The organism is Pseudomonas sp. LH1G9, assembly GCF_002949975.1.
Lineage (GTDB): Bacteria > Pseudomonadota > Gammaproteobacteria > Pseudomonadales > Pseudomonadaceae > Aquipseudomonas > Aquipseudomonas veronii.
The window spans coordinates 3,133,698-3,151,830 of record NZ_CP026880.1 but is presented as its reverse complement, the minus strand read 5'-3'; the positions used below and the strand labels follow the sequence as shown (position 1 = coordinate 3,151,830).

Here is an 18,133-nt window from a genome sequence, read left to right as displayed (position 1 = left end):
CAGGCCTTGGACTTGGCCGACGGATTGCAAGGTTTATCACGAGGCTCGACCGGGGTTGTCATCTGTCGGTCATCTGCAATGCCTAGGCTGGCATGCAGTAATACAGGCCCATTTAATGAGCGGTTTATGCACCTGAACGGTGCTGGTCTAGTCCAGATAGGTAACGTTGATGCGTGATGAGGCAATCAAGGCGGTGACATCCATCGGCCTGGCGCTGCAAGAGCAGATCGACCATGGCCTTTTGCCGCCCGCCAGCAAACTGCCCGCCGAGCGCAAGCTCAGCGAGTTGTTTGGTACCACCCGGATTACGGTGCGGGAAGCCTTGTTACAACTGGAGGCCCAAGGCCAGATCTATCGCGAGGAGCGCCGTGGCTGGTTTGTCTCGCCGCCGCGCCTGGCCTACAACCTGATGCAGCGCAGCCACTTTCACGCAATGGTCAACGATCAGGGCCGCGTGGCGTCGACCGAGGTGATCAGCGCGCGGCTGCAACCGGCATCGGCGGCGGTGTGTGCGTGGTTGCAATTGCCGGCGCTGTCCAGCGTGATCCAGATCTGCCGCCGGCGCAGGATCGATGAGCGCCTGGTGTTGTATGTGGAGCACTACCTGAACCCGCAGTATTTCCCCGGGATTCTGGCCTGCGACCTGAACCAGTCGATGACCGAGCTGTACGCGCGCAAGTACGATTTGCACTACGGGCGGGTACGCTTCGAGATTGTGCCGACCTCACTGCCGGTGGAAGCCGCCGCCGCGTTGCGCGTGTCGGTGGGCAGCCCGGGCTTGCGTATCGCCCGGGTCAACTATGACCAGCATCAGCGTTTGATCGACTGCGACCTGGAGTTCTGGCGGCATGATGCCATCCACGTGGGCGTGGATGTCATGGGCTCAGCGTCTTGATCAGTTGATCCACATTGCTTTCCAACGCCGTCACCGGGTCGGCGCCGTCGACGTTCAAGACCAGCAGTTGCGCGCCCCCGGCCTTCACCGCGGTTTGCACCGCCGCGCTTGGCGGGCGATGGTGCAGCACCACGGCCACCTCGTTGTCCTTCAGGCGGCTGCTCAGTTGCTGTAAGGCCTCGGGCGTCCAGTCGGCATCTGGGCGTGCGTCGGTGTCGAGCACTTCCAGGTTCAAGCTGCCGAGCAGATACGCAAAGTGATCGCTCAGGCTGACCACGCTCAGGTTATCCGCCTGGGCCAGCCGTGCTTCGCTGTCGGCGGTGAGCTTGAGCAGGCGCAGCTTGAGGGCGGCCAGGTTGGCGTCGATTTGCGCCTTCGCGCCCGGTGCCAGGCGGCTCAGGTCGGCGGCCATCACATCGGCCATGCGCCCCATATTGTTGCTCGATTGCCACGGCTGGCTGTTCAAGCCATCGCTGACGCCCGGTTGTACGGCGATCCCCGGCAGGCCACCGTCCACCGGGCGCGCGGCGTCCACTTCGACGATGCGGATATTGCTGCGTCGCGCCACCGGGTACAGCGGGTCATCGGCCCACAGCGAACGCAAGCCGATGACGGCATCGGCATCCATCGCCAACGTGTTCAAGGCCGGCGCGCCACGGCCGGTGAAGTAGGACACCTGCCGCGAACCGGGCAGGTTGGCCGGTGCGGCGCGTTCGAGCTGTACGTCGCTGCCTTTAAGCAGCAGCTCCGCCAGGCCATAGGTAATGGGCAACGAGGCGAGGACCTTCACAGGCTTTTTCGCTTTGGTCAGCGCGGCGTGGCCCAGGCCTTGGTTGACTTTGAAACTCTTCGGATCAAAACCGTCGACGGCCAGCACCGACGCGCTGATCAGGCAAGCGATGGCCAAGGCCATTGGGCGAAAGGCAGGGTGCATTATCCAAGATTCCCTTTGAGGCTGGGCACGGTGCCGCGCGCGATGGCGGCGAGGGCGAAGGCGATACCGGCGACCAGGATGATCGCGGCGCCGGAGGGGATGGGCAGGTCGAAGATGATCGGCAGCAGGATGCCGCACAACGTGCTGACGGTGGCAATCGCCACGGAGACCCAGAAGAAGCCTTTGAGCGACTGGCTCAGCAGGCGTGCCGCCGCCGCCGGAATCACCAGCAGTGCGCCCACCAGGATCGCCCCGATGACCTTGACCGCTGCGACGGTGATCAACGTCACCAGGATCACGAACAGATAATCCAGGGTCTTCACCGCCACCCCGCGTACCGCCGCCAATTGCGGGTTGAAGCTGGCGAGCATGATGCGGTTGTACAGCGGCAGGGCGAGGGCCATCACCAGCGAACCGACAATCGCCAGCACCAGCAGGTCGTTGCCATTGACCGTCAACACCGAGCCGAACAGCACGTTTTCCAGGATGTGAACGTTGATCTTGCCCGCCAGTATCAACAGCAGGCTTGCGCCCAACGCCAGGGACACCGAGAGGAACACGCCGATCAAGGTATCCGGCGCCAGGCCGGTGCGGTTGCGCAGGTAATTGAGCAGGATGCCGAACAGCAGGCAGTAGCCGAACAGCGCGCCATAGGGCCCGGTGTAGGGTTCGCCGAGTAGAATGCCCACGGCCACGCCGGTCAGCGCGGCATGGCCGACCGCTTCGGAGAAAAACGCAAAGCGCTTGACCACCACCAGCGTCCCCAGGCCGCCCAGCACCGGGCCGATCAGCAGGCCGGCGAGCAGGGCGTTGACCACAAAACCATAGGCCAGCGCCTCCGGCAGGTAACCGGAAGAGGCCCAGCCCTGGACCATCAGGCGAAACGCTTCATAACTCATGGCGCCAGGCTCCGAGGATGGGTGGAGAACAGGGTCAGCAGGCGATCCGGGGTCAGTGCCGCTTTGGGCGTGGCGTCGAACAGCACGCGGCGGTTCAGGCCGGTGACGCGGTCGGCGAGGCGGCCCACGGCGTCCAGGTCGTGCTCGATCCACAGCACGGTGATCCCGGCGCGGCGCCAGTCATTGAGCAGACGTTCGAACACCTGGATACCGGCTTCATCGAGGGCCGACATCGGCTCATCCAACACCAGCAATTGCGGGGTCGGGATCAGCCCCTGGGCGAGCAGCACGCGCTGACGTTCACCGCCCGACAACGCGCCCATGCGCCGTTTGCGTTTGTCCTGCAGGCCGACCCGTTCCAGGGCCTCGCCGATGGCGCCGGCGTAATGCCTGGACAGCCCGAGAAACGCCGGGCGCCGCTGACACATCGCCGCCATGAAGTCATCCACGGTCATCGGCAGGCCGCGGTCGAACTCCAGCGCCTGGGGCACATAACCAATGGTGCCGGGCGTGTCCGGCCACGTCAGGCGCAGTTGCCCCTGGTGCGGCGTTTGCCCCAGCAGCGTCTTGATCAGCGAGCTTTTCCCACCGCCGTTCGGGCCCACCAGTGCATGGATGCTGCCCGGCTGCACCTGGAAGCTCACGCCATCGAGGATCACGGTGCGGCCCAGGGTCAGCGACACCTTATCGAAGTCGATCGTCGGGCCGACGCTGACCATGCTCAAGCGTTGCGCCGCCGTCATGCCCCCGACTCCTGAATCGCCCGCACCACGGTGTTGAGGTTGCCGGTCATTTCCACTTCGTACTTTTCAGCGCTGTATTCGCCGTAGGAGATATGCGACAGCGGGTACAGCCGGACCCCGGATTCACGCTGGATGGTCTCGACGTAGGTGGACGGGAAATCCATCTCCGAGAAGATCACTTTCACATCCAGGGCGCGCAATTCATCGATGGTTTTCTTCAACTGGCTCGGGCTGGGTTCGATGCCGTGGGCCGGTTCGACCACGGCGGTGACTTCCAGGCCGAACTCGCGCAGCAGGTAGTCGTAGGCTGCGTGGACCGTGGCCACGCGCAGGTCCGGGTTGGGCGCGCGGGTCAGCTTGGCCAGGGCCTCGGCGCGCATCTGCCGCAGGCGCTTGCCGTAGGCGCGGGCGTTCTGGGTGTAGGTCTTGGCGTTGTCCGGGTCGAGCTTGCCCAGTTCGCGGGCGATGTTGTTGACCTGGGCAATCGAGGCACTGATCGACAGGAAGGTGTGCGGGTTGACCACCTTGCCGGCGCCGCGGGCGGCGTTGCCGGTGGCGGCCAGCAGCGGCACGTTGGCGTTGGCTTCGATCACCGGGATGTGCGGCCGCTCGCTGGTGGCGATCATGCGGTCGGCGAAATCGTCGTGGCCGACCCCGTTGAGCACGATCACATCCAGGGTGCCGATGCGCTTGATGTCGTCGGCGCGCGGCTCGTAGGCATGTGGGTTGAAACCGGCCGGAATCAGCGGCACCACCTCGGCCTTGTCGCCGACGATGTTGGCGACGTAGCTGTAATAAGGATGCAGGGTGATGCCGATCCGCAGGCGCTTGGCTGCCTCGGCGTTGGCCAGCGGGGCGAGCAGCAGGCTGATCAGGCTGACCAGCAGCAGGCGTACAAGGGGTGATGAAATAGACATGGGCAATCGGTCTTCTCGGTCAGTGACGGTGCTGGCGGGTCACGCCGGCGTCGAATTGCGCGACCACTTGCTGCCAGCCGGCCGCGATCAGCGCCTGGTCGGTGAGGTCGGCGGGGGCGGCCAGGTCCGGGCGGCGGTTGAGCCAGATGTCCGGCTCGGCGCCCGTTACCCGCATCAGTAGCGAGCCGCTGGTGGCCGGCGCCTGGCTCACGCCGAGGTAGGCCGACGGCGCCAGCAACTGCCAGCGATGATTGCCACGGCTGACCGAGCTGGCGTCCTGGGCAAAGGGCGCAAAGCCTTCTTCGGCCAGTTGCGCGGGCGTCGGCAGGGCGCTGTGTGCCTGCTGCAGCCAGTGGATTTCATCCAGGGTCACGCGCAGGTCGGCGTAGATGCCTTGCTCGGCGGCGCTGAGGTCGCGGCGCGCGTCCAACTGGTGGCTGGGCACGGCAACCACGGCCTGGGTTTCACCGTGCAGGGCCACCACCGTACCGGCCACCGCCAGGATGATCAGGCACAGCAGCAGGACATAGAGGGTTTCGTGCCCGGCCCCGGCGGGGCGTACCACCTGTGTCGTACTCATTGGGACGGGATATCCGCTTGGTCGATTTCAACGACGTGACCGGGGCCTGCATCGAACAGCACGTAGAACTCGGCTGAGGGCTTCTTGAAGGTCAGGGTCGAGTCCGCGCCGAGCTTGCCGGGCACGAGGATGGTTTCGTCGTAGCCGATCACATCCAGGGTCACGCCGGGGGCGCCGCTGCCGTCGGAAAAACCGCCGGTGCATTGGATCTGTTCGCCGGGGATTTCCTTGCATTCGCACATCGGGTTGTGGGCCACGGCTGTGGGACAGAAACCGGCGCACAGCAACAACGTGGCGCAGGCGCGGCTCAGGCGTATCAATGTCATGGTTTGACTCCTTGCTTGTTCAGCCAGGCAATGGTGGCAGGCGAGGCCTGGCTCAGCGCAATGGAACCCTGGTGCATCGTGCCGTCCCAGCCTTCCATGGTGACCCACAGTTCGGCGTCGGCCGGCGTGCGCTCGGGCACCGGCAGCAGCGCGCCCATGCGGTACGGCGTGCCGAAGAAGATCACCCCGGCGGCGCGCAGGCTGCGCGGTTTGCCGATACGCAGGTAGGTTGCCTTGACCTGCTCGGCGCAGTTGGCGCACAGGGCCGCATTGAAGAATTTCATCGGGCCGGCCGGGTCCGGGCGCGGGCCTTCGTTGCGGAACTCGGCGAGGGTCAGGCTCCAGGGCCCGACCTGCACCTCACCGGCCACCCGTTCGCCGATGCCGCTGTCACCGCGAAACAGCGCGGCGTCGGCAAAGTACTTGGGCATGAAGCCCAGGGGCACCAGCAACAGCAGGACGTTAAGGTGGAACCGCCATTTCAGCCACACGGCGCGTAGTGGCGAAGGCGTTGCGGCAGCGACCTTGCTCATTGGTTGCCCTCCGTCATTTCAGCCTGCAGGGCCACGATCGCTGCCGCCTGGCGCGGCGCCTTGTGGCTGCGCTTGAAGGCATGGAGGGTGGCCAGGGCGGTGCGTTTGGTCCAGATCAGCAGGCCGCTCAACACCATCATGCTCAACACCAGGCCGAAGAATGCCCAGATCAGCTTGATCCACAGCCCGCCAAAGTCGCCGGTGTGCAGCGGACGCATCGACTCGGTGACGAACTCCAGCGTCGAGCGGTTGGACAGCAGGTGCGAAACCGCCACTTCGCCGGTGTAGGGGTTGATCTGCGCGGTCTGGAACATCAACGGGTACCAGCCCCGCCCGCCGATCTGCAGATGGCTGTAGGCATTGAGTGGCAGGAACACGAAGCTGGTCTCCAGCCCCGGAATCCGTTGGCTGGCGATTTCGATCGCGTCGTCCAGGGCAATCATCGGCGCCGGCACGCCGGGGGCGGACGTCGGCACGTTCTCCCGGGCGATCACCGGCACGATGGGCTCGCTGGAGATGGAAATCTGGTTATCCCCCAGGATCGCCTGAATCAGGAACCAGGTGCCGGTGATGGAAATGACCGCGATGAACCAGATCGACCAGATACCGCTCAGGCGATGGAAGTCGCCCCAGAAGATCCGCGCGCCATGGCGGATGCGCAGGGTCGGGCGCAAAAAGCCCTTCCAGAAGCGCTTGTACACCACCAGCCCGGTGATCAACGACGCCAGCAACGGCAGGCCGAGTGCGGAGACCAGGTACCAGCCCCAACTGAACCCATTGGTGAATGGCACCAGCCACCAGCCGTGCAGGGCGCGGGTGAATTGTTTGAAGTCGAACGCCGGGCTGATGCCCTGGATCGCCCCGGTGTAAGGGTTGACATAGACCTCCACCGAGCGCCCGTCGGGGTAGCTGAGGGTGACACTCAGGGCGAAGTGCGACTCGTCCGGGCGGATGATGGATTGCACGATCACCGGGGGCTCGGCGCGTTTGATGGCGTTGATCACCTGGTCATAGCTCAGCGGTTCGGCGGCGTCCGACGGCTTGCTGGCGCGGATTTCCGGGTTGGCCAGCCAGACGATTTCCTGGCTGACCACCGCCAGGGTGCCGGTGACGCAGACGATCAGTACAAAAAACCAGATGGGTAATGCCAGCCAGCTGTGTACGAGAAACCAGAGTTTTGAGCGCGACTTCTTCGACATGTGAATGGGAGTCTTGATCGGAGGGGGGCAATGAGGGCCCGGAAAAGGCCAGTCGTAGCTTTTGCTGACGCGACAGGCTGTATCTAAGTTAAGACGGATGAGAATGAGAAATCCCTAACCCAGATATGAAAGCAAATGTTTCAGGTTCACATTCGGGGCGCTGAGGCCGCGGTGCTGGGCAGCCCCCGTCTCAAGCCGACCCTCGATCAAACAGTGGCAGCGGGCCTGCCCGAGCGCCATCGCGAGCAAGCCCGTTCCCAGGCTCAGCCTTGCTTGAACAGCGCTTCGGCGCGCTGGCGGATTTGTGCTTCGTTCAGATCCTCCTTGCGGGAGGCGAGGAACCACACATGACCGAACGGATCTCTCAGCGTGGCGGAGCGGTCGCCGTAGAACTGGTCCTTGGGTTCGGAAATGGACAGGCCGCCGGCTGCGACCGCTTGTCGATACTGCGCGTCGACATCGTCCACATATAAATGCAGGCCGACACTGGTGTGGCCATCGCGCGGGCTGCCGAAGGCCATTTCACCGCAGGGCGAGGCGAGCATGATCGCCGAGTCTCCGATACGCAGTTCAGCGTGGCCGACCTTGCCGTCGGGCATGTCCAGGCGCATGACTTGCGTGGCGTTGAAGGCTTTTTTGTAGAACTCGATGGCTTCGGCGGCTTTTTCGACGCCCAGGTAGGGCGTGATGCTGTGATAGCCCTCGGGAATAGGTTTTACGCTCATATCATTCTCCCTGAATTGTGTTTATGAAGGGACGGCCCTTTCACTATAGGCCACGCCAGCCGTGGCTTGCGGGCAACCGACGAGGTGTTGCCCAGGCAACAGTGAACAGGCAGATCGTTGCGCCATCAGTGCTGCGGCGGGCGCCAGCCGCAGCGACACCACGGGTTTCAGGGCGGGGCGCTGTCCCAGGGGTTTAAGGTGAACATTTCCCACAGGGAGCGGTTTTTCAACTGGGCTCCAACAACTGAGCCCCCGGCCCACGCTCACCGAGCAGGTCGCCCTGATTGCGCAACGGGCAGGCTTCCAGCGACAGGCATCCACAGCCAATACAGCCATTGAGCTTGTCGCGCAGGAGCATCAGCTTGTTGATGCGCTCGTCCAGATCTGCCCGCCACGATGCCGACAAACGCTGCCAATCTTTAGCCGTCGGAGTGCGTCCATCCGGCAGGGCCTGCAACGCTTCACCAATCGTCGCCAGCGGAATCCCCAGGCGCTGGGCGATCTTGATCACCACCACCCGGCGCAGTACGTCGCGCGGGTAGCGCCGCTGGTTGCCGGCATTGCGATTGCTTTTGATCAGCCCCTTGGTTTCGTAGAAATGCAGGGCCGTGACCGCCACGCCGCTGCGGGCCGACAGTTGGCCAACAGTAAGCTCCTTGGTAACCATGAAAAACTCCGGATTAACCCTTGACCTTGACTTAACTAGAGGTTTTACCCTGCGTGGTATCGAATCACAAGATTCTGCCTACAGAGAAAGGGGAGTGTTCATGCAGGTATCAGAGAAGAATCGCAGTTTCACTCAATTGATCGAGTTTCAGGTCGAGCCCCAGCAACAGCTCGCCCTGGTCGCGGCATTGTCCATCCAGAGCGAGCGCCTGGCCCAAGGGCACGGCGGCTTTCTCAATGCGAGTGTGCAGGTCAGCGATGACGGGCGGCGGGTACTCAATTACCTGCAATGGCGCTCACGCGAGGACGGCGAGGCGGCCTTCCAGTGCGTTGAGCACGGCGAAGAAGATTTCTGGACACTGATACGCGCCCACCAGGCCACGGCCGTGACCTTCGGTTCGTTCCAGGTGCTGCACAGTTTCGAGCGCAGCCATGACAATGCGTTGCACTGCCGTTTAAATGGATAGGTGCAGCATGCGCTCACCCTGAACGTTTTCCCCCGGGCGGCGCTTGTTCACCGCCAGTTCGCCGATCTTGATCAGGCGCGTGCGTGTGACGTTGCGGCTCAGGCCCAGCAGGTTGGCGGTGTGGACCTGGTTGTAGTGGCTGAAGCGGTAGGCGGCACGCAGCAACGCGTCCTCGACTTTGAAATCCTTGACCTGCGTGCGCGTGTCCAGCGGGTTGAGGGCGTTGCCCCAGAACCAGTTTTTGCGTGCGGTCTGTTCGAACCACGGCTGCCATTGGTCCGGCCGCGAAAACAGGCGCACCGTAGCGAGCATCAGGTGGTGAAAACCGAAGACATGAGCGATGGAGCTGTCGACCTTGGCGAATTCACGCACGATGGCCAGGGTGTCGCTCCAGCGCGCACCGCCCGTGGCGCGCGGCCCGTTCACGTACATCCGCGAGCTTTTCGGCGACGGCGGCGGGTGGTTCGCACCAGGTCAGGTACACGTCCACCTGTTCGGCGGCGAGGTCGTGGGCGGCATCGGAGGAACCGCCGAAGTACAGCGGTGGATAAGGCTTCTGCACCGGTGGGTAAAGTGCCTTGGCATTCTGCACACGCAGGTGTTTGCCTTCGAAGTCCACCGATTCGCCCTGCAATACGCGGCGCCAGATCTTGAGGAATTCGTCGGAGACTTCATAGCGTTCGCGGTGGTCGAGGAAGCTGCCGTCGCCGCGGTTTTCGTCGGGGTCGCCGCCGGTCACGACGTTGATCAGCAGGCGGCCGTTGGACAGGCGATCCAGGGTCGCCGCCATGCGCGCCGACACTGTGGGCGAGATGATGCCAGGGCGAATTGCCACCAGGTAGCGCAAGCGTTCCGTCAGCGGCACCAGCGCCGAGGCGATTACCCAGGAGTCTTCGCACGAACGCCCGGTAGGAATCAACACGCCGTAGTAGCCAAGGCTGTCAGCGGCCTGGGCGACTTGCTTCAGATAATTGAGGGTGACCGGACGGGCACCTTGGGTGGTGCCCAGGTAATGACCGTCGCCATGAGTGGGCAGAAACCAGAAAACATCCATGACGAATCCTTAAGCGATTTTCAACAGTGAGGGGGCGTGCGCGGCGAACAAAGGGGCTGCGCGTTCTGCCGCAAGGCGAATACGGCCTTTCAAGGCTTCGTTGGTGATTTGGTAATCGGTGAAATCGGCTTCGGTGGCATATACGCCGATCGGCAAGGTCAGGGCCTGGAAGAAGCTGAACAGCGGGCGCAACTGGTGATCGAGTACCAGCGCGTGACGTTCGCTGCCGCCGGTGGCGGCCAGCAGCACAGGGGTGTCGATCAACGAGTTGAGGCCAACCAGGTCGAATAGATGCTTGAGCAGGCCTGGATAAGAACCGCGATAGACCGGTGCGGCGACGATCAGCAAGTCGGCCTGTTCGATGGCCAACAGTTGGGATTCGACCTCGGCCGGCAACTCATCGCGCGACAGTGCGCCGCCCAGTGGCCGGGCGATATCACCGAGTTCGATCAGGGTCGTCTGGATCGGCAACAACGTCGCCAGTTCGGCCAGCACGGCCTGGGTCAACACCAGGGTACGGGACGGGCGCCAGGTTCCGCCGGAGAGGGCAACGACATTCAGGGGACGGGTCATGAACAGTTCCTTTTTCAACAGTGGCATAGCAGGGGAAGTGAGCCGGTCTGAGCAAGCGCTGTACCAACGGCTGCAGGCCTTGATCCGCCTGGGCTGCGGGCTCACTGCTGAAAAACGTTGCTGTTGTCTGCCTGGTGTTTTGTTGAATGGCTGTTGCCTGCGCAACAGTTGCCTGGCGAACAGTGTCGAATTGGCGTGGAGCCATTTATAGAGGGTTATGTTTATTCCGTAAATGAACGTATTTCCATATTTATAGATCTTAAAAGAATATAATGGTGGCGCTGATGAGGGTGTGGCGACGGGTGATAGCGACTATCACGGATGGTGATTTTTCACTGTCCAGGGTCGGGAGTAGCCTGTGTTCACTGACTTGAGACCTTCTTCGCAGAGCCGTCGCCATGAACCGATTTTTTGCTGTTTCCTTATTACTCGTCACTTCTGTCGTTGCCGGTTGTGCGACCCATCCTTCGCCTGAATTACGCCCTTACACGGCGCAAGAAACCCGGGAACTGGCGCTGGAGGCGTTGAGCCGTCGCGGCTTGTCGTTTGACGAATATCAACGCCAGCGGGCTGCCCTGACCGGTCAGGCACAACAACCTTTCAGTTTTGCTCACCAGGGCGAAATGAACGCCGAACGTAATGTGACCCTGCATGGCCGCTCCAGTTGAGCCGGTGCTCAGTGGCAAAAAGCCCGAGGTTTCTCAAGAAGCCTCGGGCTTTTTGTTTGCCATGGCGCTATGTCAGCCTGTTAAGCTGAATTTCAGGAGCGTTCCTACGCACATTTACGTCAAGTGGTCCTTTTTTAATGGCATTCGATCGGGTAAACCTGACGACCTCTGTTCCGGTCGATGCCCCTGAGACGTTGCTCTCGGGAACCTGCTCTGCGAGTCCCTAAGGTTATGAATAAACGTCCGTTGTATTTCGACTACGCCGCCACCACCCCGGTGGACGAGCGGGTCATCCAGGTGATGGTCGAGTGTCTGGGCTTGCATGCCAATTTCGGTAACCCTGCGTCCAGTTCCCACGCCTTCGGCCAAGCGGCCCGGCAAACGGTTGAACAGGCGCGTCGCCAGGTGGCCGAGCTGGTCGGTGCCGAGCCGGAGCAGATCGTCTGGACGTCCGGCGCGACGGAGTCCAACAACCTCGCGATCAAGGGGGTGACTCAAGCGCGGGGCTTGGCGGGTGGGCATATCATCACCAGCCAGATCGAGCACAAGGCTACGCTGGACACCGCGCGGCAGATGCAGGAGGCCGGAGTGGCGGTGACCTACCTGGCGCCGGACGCCGATGGGTTGATCAGTGCCGAGGCTGTGAGTGAAGCACTGCGTGAGGACACCTTCCTGGTATCGCTGATGTTGGTGAACAACGAGTTGGGCACCCTCAACGACATCCCCGCCATTGGCGCGCGGGTGCGTGAACACGGCGCGTTGTTGCATGTGGACGCGGCACAGGGCGCGGGCAAGGTGGCGATCGACCTGGCGCAATGGCCGGTGGATTTGATGTCGTTTTCCGCGCACAAGGTGTATGGCCCCAAGGGGATCGGCGCGCTGTATGTCGGGCCGCGGGCGCAGCGGAAGGTGTTGGCGCAGATTCACGGCGGTGGCCACGAGGGCGGCTTGCGCTCCGGTACACTGGCAACCCACCAGATTGCGGGCATGGGCGCGGCGTTCGCCTTGGCGGCGCAGGCGTTCAGTGAAGAGCAGGCGACGATCGTGGCCTTGCGCCAGCGCCTGCTCGATCAACTGGCGTCGGTCGTCGGTGTGCGTCTCAATGGCAGCGCCACCCAGCGCATTCCCCACACCCTCAGCCTCACCTTCGGTGAAGGCGAGTTCAACGCCGCGGCCTTGAGTGCGGGCATTGCTTTTTCCGCCACCTCGGCCTGCAATTCGGCGAGCAATGCGCCCTCCCATGTGCTGCTGGCGCTGGGGCATGATGCCCGCAGCGCCGGTCGAACCATTCGCTTGAGCCTGGGGCGGTTCACCACCGAGCAGGATATCGACCAGGCCGTGCAGTTGATCAAGGCCACCCTTGCCAGTGCGCCGGCGTTCTGGGCGGTCTGATTCTTCATTCGTAATCCATAACAATTATTCGTGGTTAGCAGGAGACACAATGAGTACGCAGCCTTTGACCCATGGAACGGTTCCCCAGCGCCTGGCGCATACCCGTGAATTGATGCGCCGCGAAGGCATTCATGCCTTGCTGGTGCCGTCCGCTGACCCGCACCTGTCCGAATACCTGCCGGGCTACTGGCAGGGGCGTCAATGGTTGTCGGGCTTCCACGGCTCGGTGGGGACGCTGATCGTCACCGCGGATTTCGCCGGTGTCTGGGCCGACAGCCGCTACTGGGAACAAGCGACCAAGGAACTCAAGGGCAGCGGTATCGAGTTGGTGAAGCTGCAGCCGGGTCAACCTGGCCCGCTGGAGTGGCTGGCCGAACAGACGCCGCAGGGCGCCGTGGTGGCGGTCGACGGTGCGGTAATGGCCGTGGCGTCGGCGCGTACCTTGGGCGGCAAACTGGCGGAGCGCGGTGCTCGCCTGCGTACCGATATCGACCTGTTGAATGAAGTCTGGAGCGACCGCCCGGCGTTGCCGAATCAGCCGATCTACCAGCACCTGCCACCGCAGGCCACCGTCAGCCGTGGCGAAAAACTCGCTGCACTGCGCGCCAGCTTGAAAGAAAAGGGCGCCGACTGGCACTTCATCGCCACCCTGGATGACATCGCCTGGTTGTTTAACCTGCGCGGTGCCGACGTATCGTTCAACCCGGTGTTTGTGTCCTTCGCCCTGATCAATGCGCAACAGGCCACGCTGTTTGTGGCGCTGAGCAAAGTCGATGCCGCGCTGCGGGCGGTGCTTGAGCAGGATGGCGTGACCTTGCGCGATTACAGCGAAGTCGCCGATGCCCTGCGCGCGGTGCCATCGGGCGCGAGTGTGCAGGTTGATCCGGCACGCGTGACCGCCGGTTTGCTGGAACACCTGGATGCCAGCGTCAAGCTGGTGGAAGGGCTGAACCCGACGACGCTTGCCAAATCCCGCAAGAGCCTGGCCGACGCGGAACATATCCGCCTGGCCATGGAGCAGGATGGCGCGGCCTTGTGCGAGTTCTTCGCCTGGCTGGAGAGTGCGCTGGGCCGTGAACGCATCACTGAACTGACCATCGACGAACACTTGACGGCCGCACGTACCCGCCGTCCCGGTTATGTGTCGCTGAGTTTCAACACCATCGCTGCGTTCAATGCCAATGGCGCGATGCCGCATTACCACGCCACCGAAGAAGAGCATGCGCTGATCGAAGGCGATGGCCTGCTGCTGATCGACTCGGGTGGCCAGTACTTGGGCGGTACTACCGATATCACGCGGATGGTGCCTATCGGAGCGCCGAGTGATGAACAGAAGCGTGATTGCACCCGCGTGCTCAAGGGGGTGATCGCCCTGTCCCGTGCTCATTTTCCCAAGGGCATTATGTCGCCACTGCTCGATGCCATCGCACGCGCGCCGATCTGGGCCGAAGGTGTGGACTACGGCCATGGCACGGGGCACGGTGTAGGTTATTTCCTCAATGTGCATGAAGGTCCGCAGGTCATCGCCTACCAGGCCGCTACTGCGCCGCAAACCGCGATGCAGCCGGGCATGATCACCTCCATTGAACCGGGTACTTACCGTCCGGGGCGTTGGGGCGTGCGTATCGAGAACCTGGTGTTGAATCGCGAAGCGGGCAAGACCGAGTTCGGTGAGTTCCTCGAGTTCGAAACCCTGACCTTGTGCCCGATCGACACCCGTTGTCTGGAGCCGTCGTTGCTGACGGCGGAGGAGCGCCAGTGGCTCAATGCGTACCATGCCGAGGTGTGTCAGCGTTTGAGCCCATTGCTCAGTGGCGCTGCGCTGGAGTGGTTGCAGGTACGCACCGCGGCTATTTGATCGGTCGCTGCTCGGCAAGTGCCGCTTGCGATTTACGCGCAGACGGCCGGTCGCAGCGTCGCGAAGGGCTGCGCGGGGTCGAGGCGTTCGGTGGGCGCTGCGGAGCAGTCGGAAGTGGACTGCTCGGGCCGCTATTTACAGATGACGATCATGCTCCGGCTGGTGTAACCAGCAGGGTTGAGGCCGAAGGGGTAGTCCCCAGGCTCCTCGGAGTTGTCACCGGACTTGGCGATAACCCGGTAGCCCTTGGCGCCGCATGAGTTGACTGCACTGGTGTAGCACTGGTCCCAAGAGGAGGACAGCCCTGAACAGTTGATATGCAGCCCTTTTTTGCCCCGTTTCACTTCTGTCTTGGTGGTCGCGGCACAGCCAGCAATGGCCACGACCATTAACAGTATCAAAATTCGCTTCATTCCCATCCTTAATAGCCGCTTCGAAAAAATTGCCTGAAGCTGGCTTTACTCGCTCTCGATTGTAGCGTTCGCGCTGTCCTTGTCGAAACTCTCCATGAATGACATTTGTTTGCGGCCTAAACATGGCCCAAATGAGCGACAAATACCAGAGTTACCGTCAAAGATGATTAATCGGCTGGTACTAGAGGTTTGGCCTCGTTTCGCATGGTCAGCGTGGCGCCAACGGAGGCCAGGATAATGCAGGAGATGGCCAGCCACTGTGCGAGCGACAAATGCTCCTGCAGGAAGAACAGGCCCGAGAGCGCGCCGAATGCGGGCTCGATGCTCATCAAGGTGCCGAAAGTACGGGCGGGCAGGCGAGTCAGCGCGACCATCTCCAGGGTGTAGGGGAGCGCCGTGGACAGGATGGCGACGCCGATGGCAACTGGAATCAGCGCAGGCGTCAGCAATGCCGTACCCGCATGAACGATGCCGATCGGTGCGACGAACAAGGCGGCGATCATGACGCCGAGGGCGGCGGTTTGCACGCCGTTATCATTCCCTGCCTTTTGGCCGAACAGAATGTAGAGCGCCCAGCAAACACCTGCGCCTAGTGCATAAGCCGCACCGACCAGGTCAATCCCGGTGCTGGTTTCTCCCGTGGGGATCAACAGCAGAAGACCGACAACCGCGAGGGCGATCCACAGAAAGTCCACCGCGCGGCGCGATGCATAGAGGGCGACGGCGAGCGGCCCGGTGAACTCCAGGGCTACCGCGATACCAAGGGGGACTGTGCGTAGCGACATATAGAAGAGGAAGTTCATGCCGCCTAACGCCATTCCATAAACAATCACGGTGCGCAGGGATTTGGCCGTCAGCGTGGCCCGCCATGGGCGCAATATCAGCAACATGATGATGCTGGCGAAAATCAGGCGCAGCGTGGTGGTGCCTTGAGCGCCGACGATAGGGAACATGGTCTTGGCCAGCGAAGCGCCGGACTGGATGGAAGCCATGGCGATCAACAGCAGGCCGACAGGAAACAGTGCCGAGGCCAGGCTGCGAGGGGAGGTGGTCATTGGGGTGTTCGTCCGAGGTCATATTTGAGTAGCAAAGAGCCCTATGATGCTTAAGTGTGTGTCGCTGAGCAATATATTGCTCAATTATCAGTTTTCTACCTTCTATATAGAGTGGATTGGGAGGTTTTCCGCTGTTTGATAGAAAAACCAAATTAAAGGTTGACGGCAAATCCTGGACGTCTATAATTCGCCCCACTTCCGGCGCAGTCGAAACGGAAAACTCCTTGGTAAACAAAGAGTTATGCAAGATTCGACAGCGACCTGCTTCAGTTCATCGAAGCCTGGAAGGAGTTGGTAGAGCAGGGTTGTTTGGCTCTATTAACGTTTCGATCTTCTCGGTCGAAAGCGGAGAAAAAGAGGTGTTGACAGCAGCGTGTAACGCTGTAGAATTCGCCTCCCGCTAACGAGAGATCGGAAGCGCAAGTGGTTGAAGTTACAAAGGAAACTTTGAAAGCTTCTTAAAATAATCACTTGACAGCAAATGAGGCTGCTGTAGAATGCGCGCCTCGGTTGAGACGAAAGATCTTAACCAACCGCTCTTTAACAACTGAATCAAGCAATTCGTGTGGGTGCTTGTGGAGTCAGACTGATAGTCAACAAGATTATCAGCATCACAAGTTACTCCGCGAGAAATCAAAGATGTAACCAACGATTGCTGAGCCAAGTTTAGGGTTTCTTAAAAACCCAAAGATGTTTGAACTGAAGAGTTTGATCATGGCTCAGATTGAACGCTGGCGGCAGGCCTAACACATGCAAGTCGAGCGGTAGAGAGAAGCTTGCTTCTCTTGAGAGCGGCGGACGGGTGAGTAATGCCTAGGAATCTGCCTGGTAGTGGGGGATAACGTTCGGAAACGGACGCTAATACCGCATACGTCCTACGGGAGAAAGCAGGGGACCTTCGGGCCTTGCGCTATCAGATGAGCCTAGGTCGGATTAGCTAGTTGGTGAGGTAATGGCTCACCAAGGCGACGATCCGTAACTGGTCTGAGAGGATGATCAGTCACACTGGAACTGAGACACGGTCCAGACTCCTACGGGAGGCAGCAGTGGGGAATATTGGACAATGGGCGAAAGCCTGATCCAGCCATGCCGCGTGTGTGAAGAAGGTCTTCGGATTGTAAAGCACTTTAAGTTGGGAGGAAGGGCAGTTACCTAATACGTGATTGTTTTGACGTTACCGACAGAATAAGCACCGGCTAACTCTGTGCCAGCAGCCGCGGTAATACAGAGGGTGCAAGCGTTAATCGGAATTACTGGGCGTAAAGCGCGCGTAGGTGGTTAGTTAAGTTGGATGTGAAATCCCCGGGCTCAACCTGGGAACTGCATTCAAAACTGACTGACTAGAGTATGGTAGAGGGTGGTGGAATTTCCTGTGTAGCGGTGAAATGCGTAGATATAGGAAGGAACACCAGTGGCGAAGGCGACCACCTGGACTGATACTGACACTGAGGTGCGAAAGCGTGGGGAGCAAACAGGATTAGATACCCTGGTAGTCCACGCCGTAAACGATGTCAACTAGCCGTTGGGAGCCTTGAGCTCTTAGTGGCGCAGCTAACGCATTAAGTTGACCGCCTGGGGAGTACGGCCGCAAGGTTAAAACTCAAATGAATTGACGGGGGCCCGCACAAGCGGTGGAGCATGTGGTTTAATTCGAAGCAACGCGAAGAACCTTACCAGGCCTTGACATCCAATGAACTTTCTAGAGATAGATTGGTGCCTTCGGGAACATTGAGACAGGTGCTGCATGGCTGTCGTCAGCTCGTGTCGTGAGATGTTGGGTTAAGTCCCGTAACGAGCGCAACCCTTGTCCTTAGTTACCAGCACGTTATGGTGGGCACTCTAAGGAGACTGCCGGTGACAAACCGGAGGAAGGTGGGGATGACGTCAAGTCATCATGGCCCTTACGGCCTGGGCTACACACGTGCTACAATGGTCGGTACAGAGGGTTGCCAAGCCGCGAGGTGGAGCTAATCCCAGAAAACCGATCGTAGTCCGGATCGCAGTCTGCAACTCGACTGCGTGAAGTCGGAATCGCTAGTAATCGCGAATCAGAATGTCGCGGTGAATACGTTCCCGGGCCTTGTACACACCGCCCGTCACACCATGGGAGTGGGTTGCACCAGAAGTAGCTAGTCTAACCTTCGGGGGGACGGTTACCACGGTGTGATTCATGACTGGGGTGAAGTCGTAACAAGGTAGCCGTAGGGGAACCTGCGGCTGGATCACCTCCTTAATC

18 protein-coding genes, 1 rRNA gene and 3 pseudogenes are annotated in these 18,133 nt (G+C 61.1%); 6 read left to right on the top strand and 16 right to left on the bottom strand.

All coding sequences use genetic code 11. The annotated features are described in order from the left end of the window. Positions 1–169 precede the first annotated feature (169 nt). Positions 170–895 (top strand): UTRA domain-containing protein, encoded by a 726-nt coding sequence (locus C5F70_RS14430; protein ID WP_017846895.1) that lies wholly within the window; start codon positions 170–172, stop codon positions 893–895. Here the strand turns inward: C5F70_RS14430 and C5F70_RS14425 are convergent. The 10 genes from C5F70_RS14425 to soxR all read right to left on the bottom strand — a co-directional run bounded on the left by C5F70_RS14425 (position 876) and on the right by soxR (position 8,418). Beyond that, the gene (locus tag C5F70_RS14425) at positions 876–1,829 is read right to left on the bottom strand and encodes a metal ABC transporter solute-binding protein, Zn/Mn family (RefSeq protein ID WP_104903588.1); all 954 of its coding nucleotides are present in this window, start codon (positions 1,827–1,829) and stop codon (positions 876–878) included. The genes C5F70_RS14430 and C5F70_RS14425 overlap by 20 nt on opposite strands. Then, a complete protein-coding gene (locus C5F70_RS14420) occupies positions 1,829–2,728 on the bottom strand; it encodes a metal ABC transporter permease (RefSeq protein ID WP_017846897.1) in 900 nt (299 codons plus the stop codon). Before C5F70_RS14420 ends, C5F70_RS14425 begins: the two co-directional genes overlap by 1 nt. Next, positions 2,725–3,471, bottom strand: coding sequence for a metal ABC transporter ATP-binding protein (locus C5F70_RS14415; protein ID WP_104903587.1), 747 nt, complete (start codon positions 3,469–3,471; stop codon positions 2,725–2,727). The genes C5F70_RS14420 and C5F70_RS14415 overlap by 4 nt, the downstream gene beginning before the upstream one ends. Then, positions 3,468–4,388 (bottom strand): metal ABC transporter substrate-binding protein, encoded by a 921-nt coding sequence (locus C5F70_RS14410; RefSeq protein WP_046384138.1) that lies wholly within the window; start codon positions 4,386–4,388, stop codon positions 3,468–3,470. The genes C5F70_RS14415 and C5F70_RS14410 overlap by 4 nt, the downstream gene beginning before the upstream one ends. 19 nt (positions 4,389–4,407) lie before the next feature. After that, the gene (locus tag C5F70_RS14405; RefSeq protein ID WP_104903586.1) at positions 4,408–4,968 is read right to left on the bottom strand and encodes a DUF6162 family protein; all 561 of its coding nucleotides are present in this window, start codon (positions 4,966–4,968) and stop codon (positions 4,408–4,410) included. Further along, on the bottom strand, positions 4,965–5,294 hold the full coding sequence (locus C5F70_RS14400; protein ID WP_017846901.1) for a hypothetical protein: 330 nt from the start codon (positions 5,292–5,294) through the stop codon (positions 4,965–4,967). Before C5F70_RS14400 ends, C5F70_RS14405 begins: the two co-directional genes overlap by 4 nt. Beyond that, the gene (locus C5F70_RS14395) at positions 5,291–5,827 is read right to left on the bottom strand and encodes a hypothetical protein (protein WP_017846902.1); all 537 of its coding nucleotides are present in this window, start codon (positions 5,825–5,827) and stop codon (positions 5,291–5,293) included. Before C5F70_RS14395 ends, C5F70_RS14400 begins: the two co-directional genes overlap by 4 nt. Beyond that, positions 5,824–7,026: a PepSY domain-containing protein gene (locus C5F70_RS14390; RefSeq protein WP_104903585.1), complete on the bottom strand. Its 1,203-nt coding sequence runs from the start codon at positions 7,024–7,026 to the stop codon at positions 5,824–5,826. Before C5F70_RS14390 ends, C5F70_RS14395 begins: the two co-directional genes overlap by 4 nt. A 263-nt stretch (positions 7,027–7,289) precedes the next feature. Then, positions 7,290–7,751, bottom strand: a complete 462-nt coding sequence (locus C5F70_RS14385) for a VOC family protein (RefSeq protein WP_046384136.1) — start codon at positions 7,749–7,751, stop codon at positions 7,290–7,292. A 226-nt stretch (positions 7,752–7,977) separates the two neighbouring features. Continuing rightward, the gene (gene soxR / locus C5F70_RS14380) at positions 7,978–8,418 is read right to left on the bottom strand and encodes a redox-sensitive transcriptional activator SoxR (protein ID WP_017846905.1); all 441 of its coding nucleotides are present in this window, start codon (positions 8,416–8,418) and stop codon (positions 7,978–7,980) included. 100 nt (positions 8,419–8,518) lie between these two features. Between soxR and C5F70_RS14375 the strand changes: the two genes are divergently transcribed. Next, the gene (locus C5F70_RS14375; RefSeq protein WP_017846906.1) at positions 8,519–8,884 is read left to right on the top strand and encodes an antibiotic biosynthesis monooxygenase; all 366 of its coding nucleotides are present in this window, start codon (positions 8,519–8,521) and stop codon (positions 8,882–8,884) included. On the opposite strand, the pseudogene C5F70_RS14370 reads toward C5F70_RS14375, so the two are convergent. From C5F70_RS14370 to msuE, 4 genes and pseudogenes are all read right to left on the bottom strand, one after another. Further along, a pseudogene (locus C5F70_RS14370) lies at positions 8,873–9,064 on the bottom strand (sigma-54-dependent Fis family transcriptional regulator); the annotation flags it as partial. The gene C5F70_RS14375 and the pseudogene C5F70_RS14370 overlap by 12 nt on opposite strands. Continuing rightward, positions 9,065–9,316, bottom strand: a pseudogene (locus tag C5F70_RS14365) (monooxygenase); the annotation flags it as partial. After that, positions 9,285–9,938, bottom strand: a pseudogene (locus C5F70_RS14360) (LLM class flavin-dependent oxidoreductase); the annotation flags it as partial. The pseudogenes C5F70_RS14365 and C5F70_RS14360, both read right to left, overlap by 32 nt. Before the next feature lie 9 nt (positions 9,939–9,947). After that, on the bottom strand, positions 9,948–10,511 hold the full coding sequence (msuE, locus tag C5F70_RS14355; RefSeq protein WP_057005851.1) for an FMN reductase: 564 nt from the start codon (positions 10,509–10,511) through the stop codon (positions 9,948–9,950). Between the two features lie 398 nt (positions 10,512–10,909). Here msuE and C5F70_RS14350 point away from each other — a divergent pair, with 398 nt between their 5' ends. The 3 genes from C5F70_RS14350 (at position 10,910) to C5F70_RS14340 (ending at position 14,429) form a co-directional block, all read left to right on the top strand. Beyond that, positions 10,910–11,179, top strand: a complete 270-nt coding sequence (locus C5F70_RS14350) for a hypothetical protein (protein WP_026140011.1) — start codon at positions 10,910–10,912, stop codon at positions 11,177–11,179. 231 nt (positions 11,180–11,410) lie between these two features. Further along, positions 11,411–12,571, top strand: a complete 1,161-nt coding sequence (locus tag C5F70_RS14345) for a cysteine desulfurase family protein (RefSeq protein ID WP_104903584.1) — start codon at positions 11,411–11,413, stop codon at positions 12,569–12,571. Positions 12,572–12,620: 49 nt separating this feature from the next. Continuing rightward, positions 12,621–14,429: an aminopeptidase P family protein gene (locus C5F70_RS14340; RefSeq protein WP_017846913.1), complete on the top strand. Its 1,809-nt coding sequence runs from the start codon at positions 12,621–12,623 to the stop codon at positions 14,427–14,429. A gap of 131 nt (positions 14,430–14,560) precedes the next feature. On the opposite strand, the gene C5F70_RS14335 is transcribed toward C5F70_RS14340, so the two are convergent. Then, entirely contained in the window at positions 14,561–14,842 is a 282-nt protein-coding gene (locus C5F70_RS14335; protein WP_017846914.1) for a hypothetical protein, read from the bottom strand. A 167-nt stretch (positions 14,843–15,009) separates the two neighbouring features. Further along, positions 15,010–15,897: a threonine/homoserine exporter RhtA gene (rhtA, locus tag C5F70_RS14330; RefSeq protein ID WP_017846915.1), complete on the bottom strand. Its 888-nt coding sequence runs from the start codon at positions 15,895–15,897 to the stop codon at positions 15,010–15,012. A 696-nt stretch (positions 15,898–16,593) separates the two neighbouring features. Between rhtA and C5F70_RS14320 the strand changes: the two genes are divergently transcribed. Next, a 16S ribosomal RNA gene (locus tag C5F70_RS14320) occupies positions 16,594–18,130 on the top strand. The last annotated feature ends 3 nt before the right edge of the window (positions 18,131–18,133 follow it).

What these genes read in the sequence shown, in the direction of transcription:
- C5F70_RS14390 (WP_104903585.1), bottom strand. Translation starts at nt 7,026, where the DNA reads ATGTCGAAGAAGTCGCGCTCAAAACTCTGGTTTCTCGTACACAGCTGG.
- soxR (WP_017846905.1), bottom strand. Translation starts at nt 8,418, where the DNA reads ATGGTTACCAAGGAGCTTACTGTTGGCCAACTGTCGGCCCGCAGCGGC.
- C5F70_RS14420 (WP_017846897.1), bottom strand. Translation starts at nt 2,728, where the DNA reads ATGAGTTATGAAGCGTTTCGCCTGATGGTCCAGGGCTGGGCCTCTTCC.
- rhtA (WP_017846915.1), bottom strand. Translation starts at nt 15,897, where the DNA reads ATGACCACCTCCCCTCGCAGCCTGGCCTCGGCACTGTTTCCTGTCGGC.
- C5F70_RS14335 (WP_017846914.1), bottom strand. Translation starts at nt 14,842, where the DNA reads ATGAAGCGAATTTTGATACTGTTAATGGTCGTGGCCATTGCTGGCTGT.
- C5F70_RS14405 (WP_104903586.1), bottom strand. Translation starts at nt 4,968, where the DNA reads ATGAGTACGACACAGGTGGTACGCCCCGCCGGGGCCGGGCACGAAACC.
- msuE (WP_057005851.1), bottom strand. Translation starts at nt 10,511, where the DNA reads ATGACCCGTCCCCTGAATGTCGTTGCCCTCTCCGGCGGAACCTGGCGC.
- C5F70_RS14425 (WP_104903588.1), bottom strand. Translation starts at nt 1,829, where the DNA reads ATGCACCCTGCCTTTCGCCCAATGGCCTTGGCCATCGCTTGCCTGATC.
- C5F70_RS14410 (WP_046384138.1), bottom strand. Translation starts at nt 4,388, where the DNA reads ATGTCTATTTCATCACCCCTTGTACGCCTGCTGCTGGTCAGCCTGATC.
- C5F70_RS14385 (WP_046384136.1), bottom strand. Translation starts at nt 7,751, where the DNA reads ATGAGCGTAAAACCTATTCCCGAGGGCTATCACAGCATCACGCCCTAC.
- C5F70_RS14375 (WP_017846906.1), top strand. Translation starts at nt 8,519, where the DNA reads ATGCAGGTATCAGAGAAGAATCGCAGTTTCACTCAATTGATCGAGTTT.
- C5F70_RS14340 (WP_017846913.1), top strand. Translation starts at nt 12,621, where the DNA reads ATGAGTACGCAGCCTTTGACCCATGGAACGGTTCCCCAGCGCCTGGCG.
- C5F70_RS14345 (WP_104903584.1), top strand. Translation starts at nt 11,411, where the DNA reads ATGAATAAACGTCCGTTGTATTTCGACTACGCCGCCACCACCCCGGTG.
- C5F70_RS14350 (WP_026140011.1), top strand. Translation starts at nt 10,910, where the DNA reads ATGAACCGATTTTTTGCTGTTTCCTTATTACTCGTCACTTCTGTCGTT.
- C5F70_RS14430 (WP_017846895.1), top strand. Translation starts at nt 170, where the DNA reads ATGCGTGATGAGGCAATCAAGGCGGTGACATCCATCGGCCTGGCGCTG.
- C5F70_RS14395 (WP_017846902.1), bottom strand. Translation starts at nt 5,827, where the DNA reads ATGAGCAAGGTCGCTGCCGCAACGCCTTCGCCACTACGCGCCGTGTGG.
- C5F70_RS14415 (WP_104903587.1), bottom strand. Translation starts at nt 3,471, where the DNA reads ATGACGGCGGCGCAACGCTTGAGCATGGTCAGCGTCGGCCCGACGATC.
- C5F70_RS14400 (WP_017846901.1), bottom strand. Translation starts at nt 5,294, where the DNA reads ATGACATTGATACGCCTGAGCCGCGCCTGCGCCACGTTGTTGCTGTGC.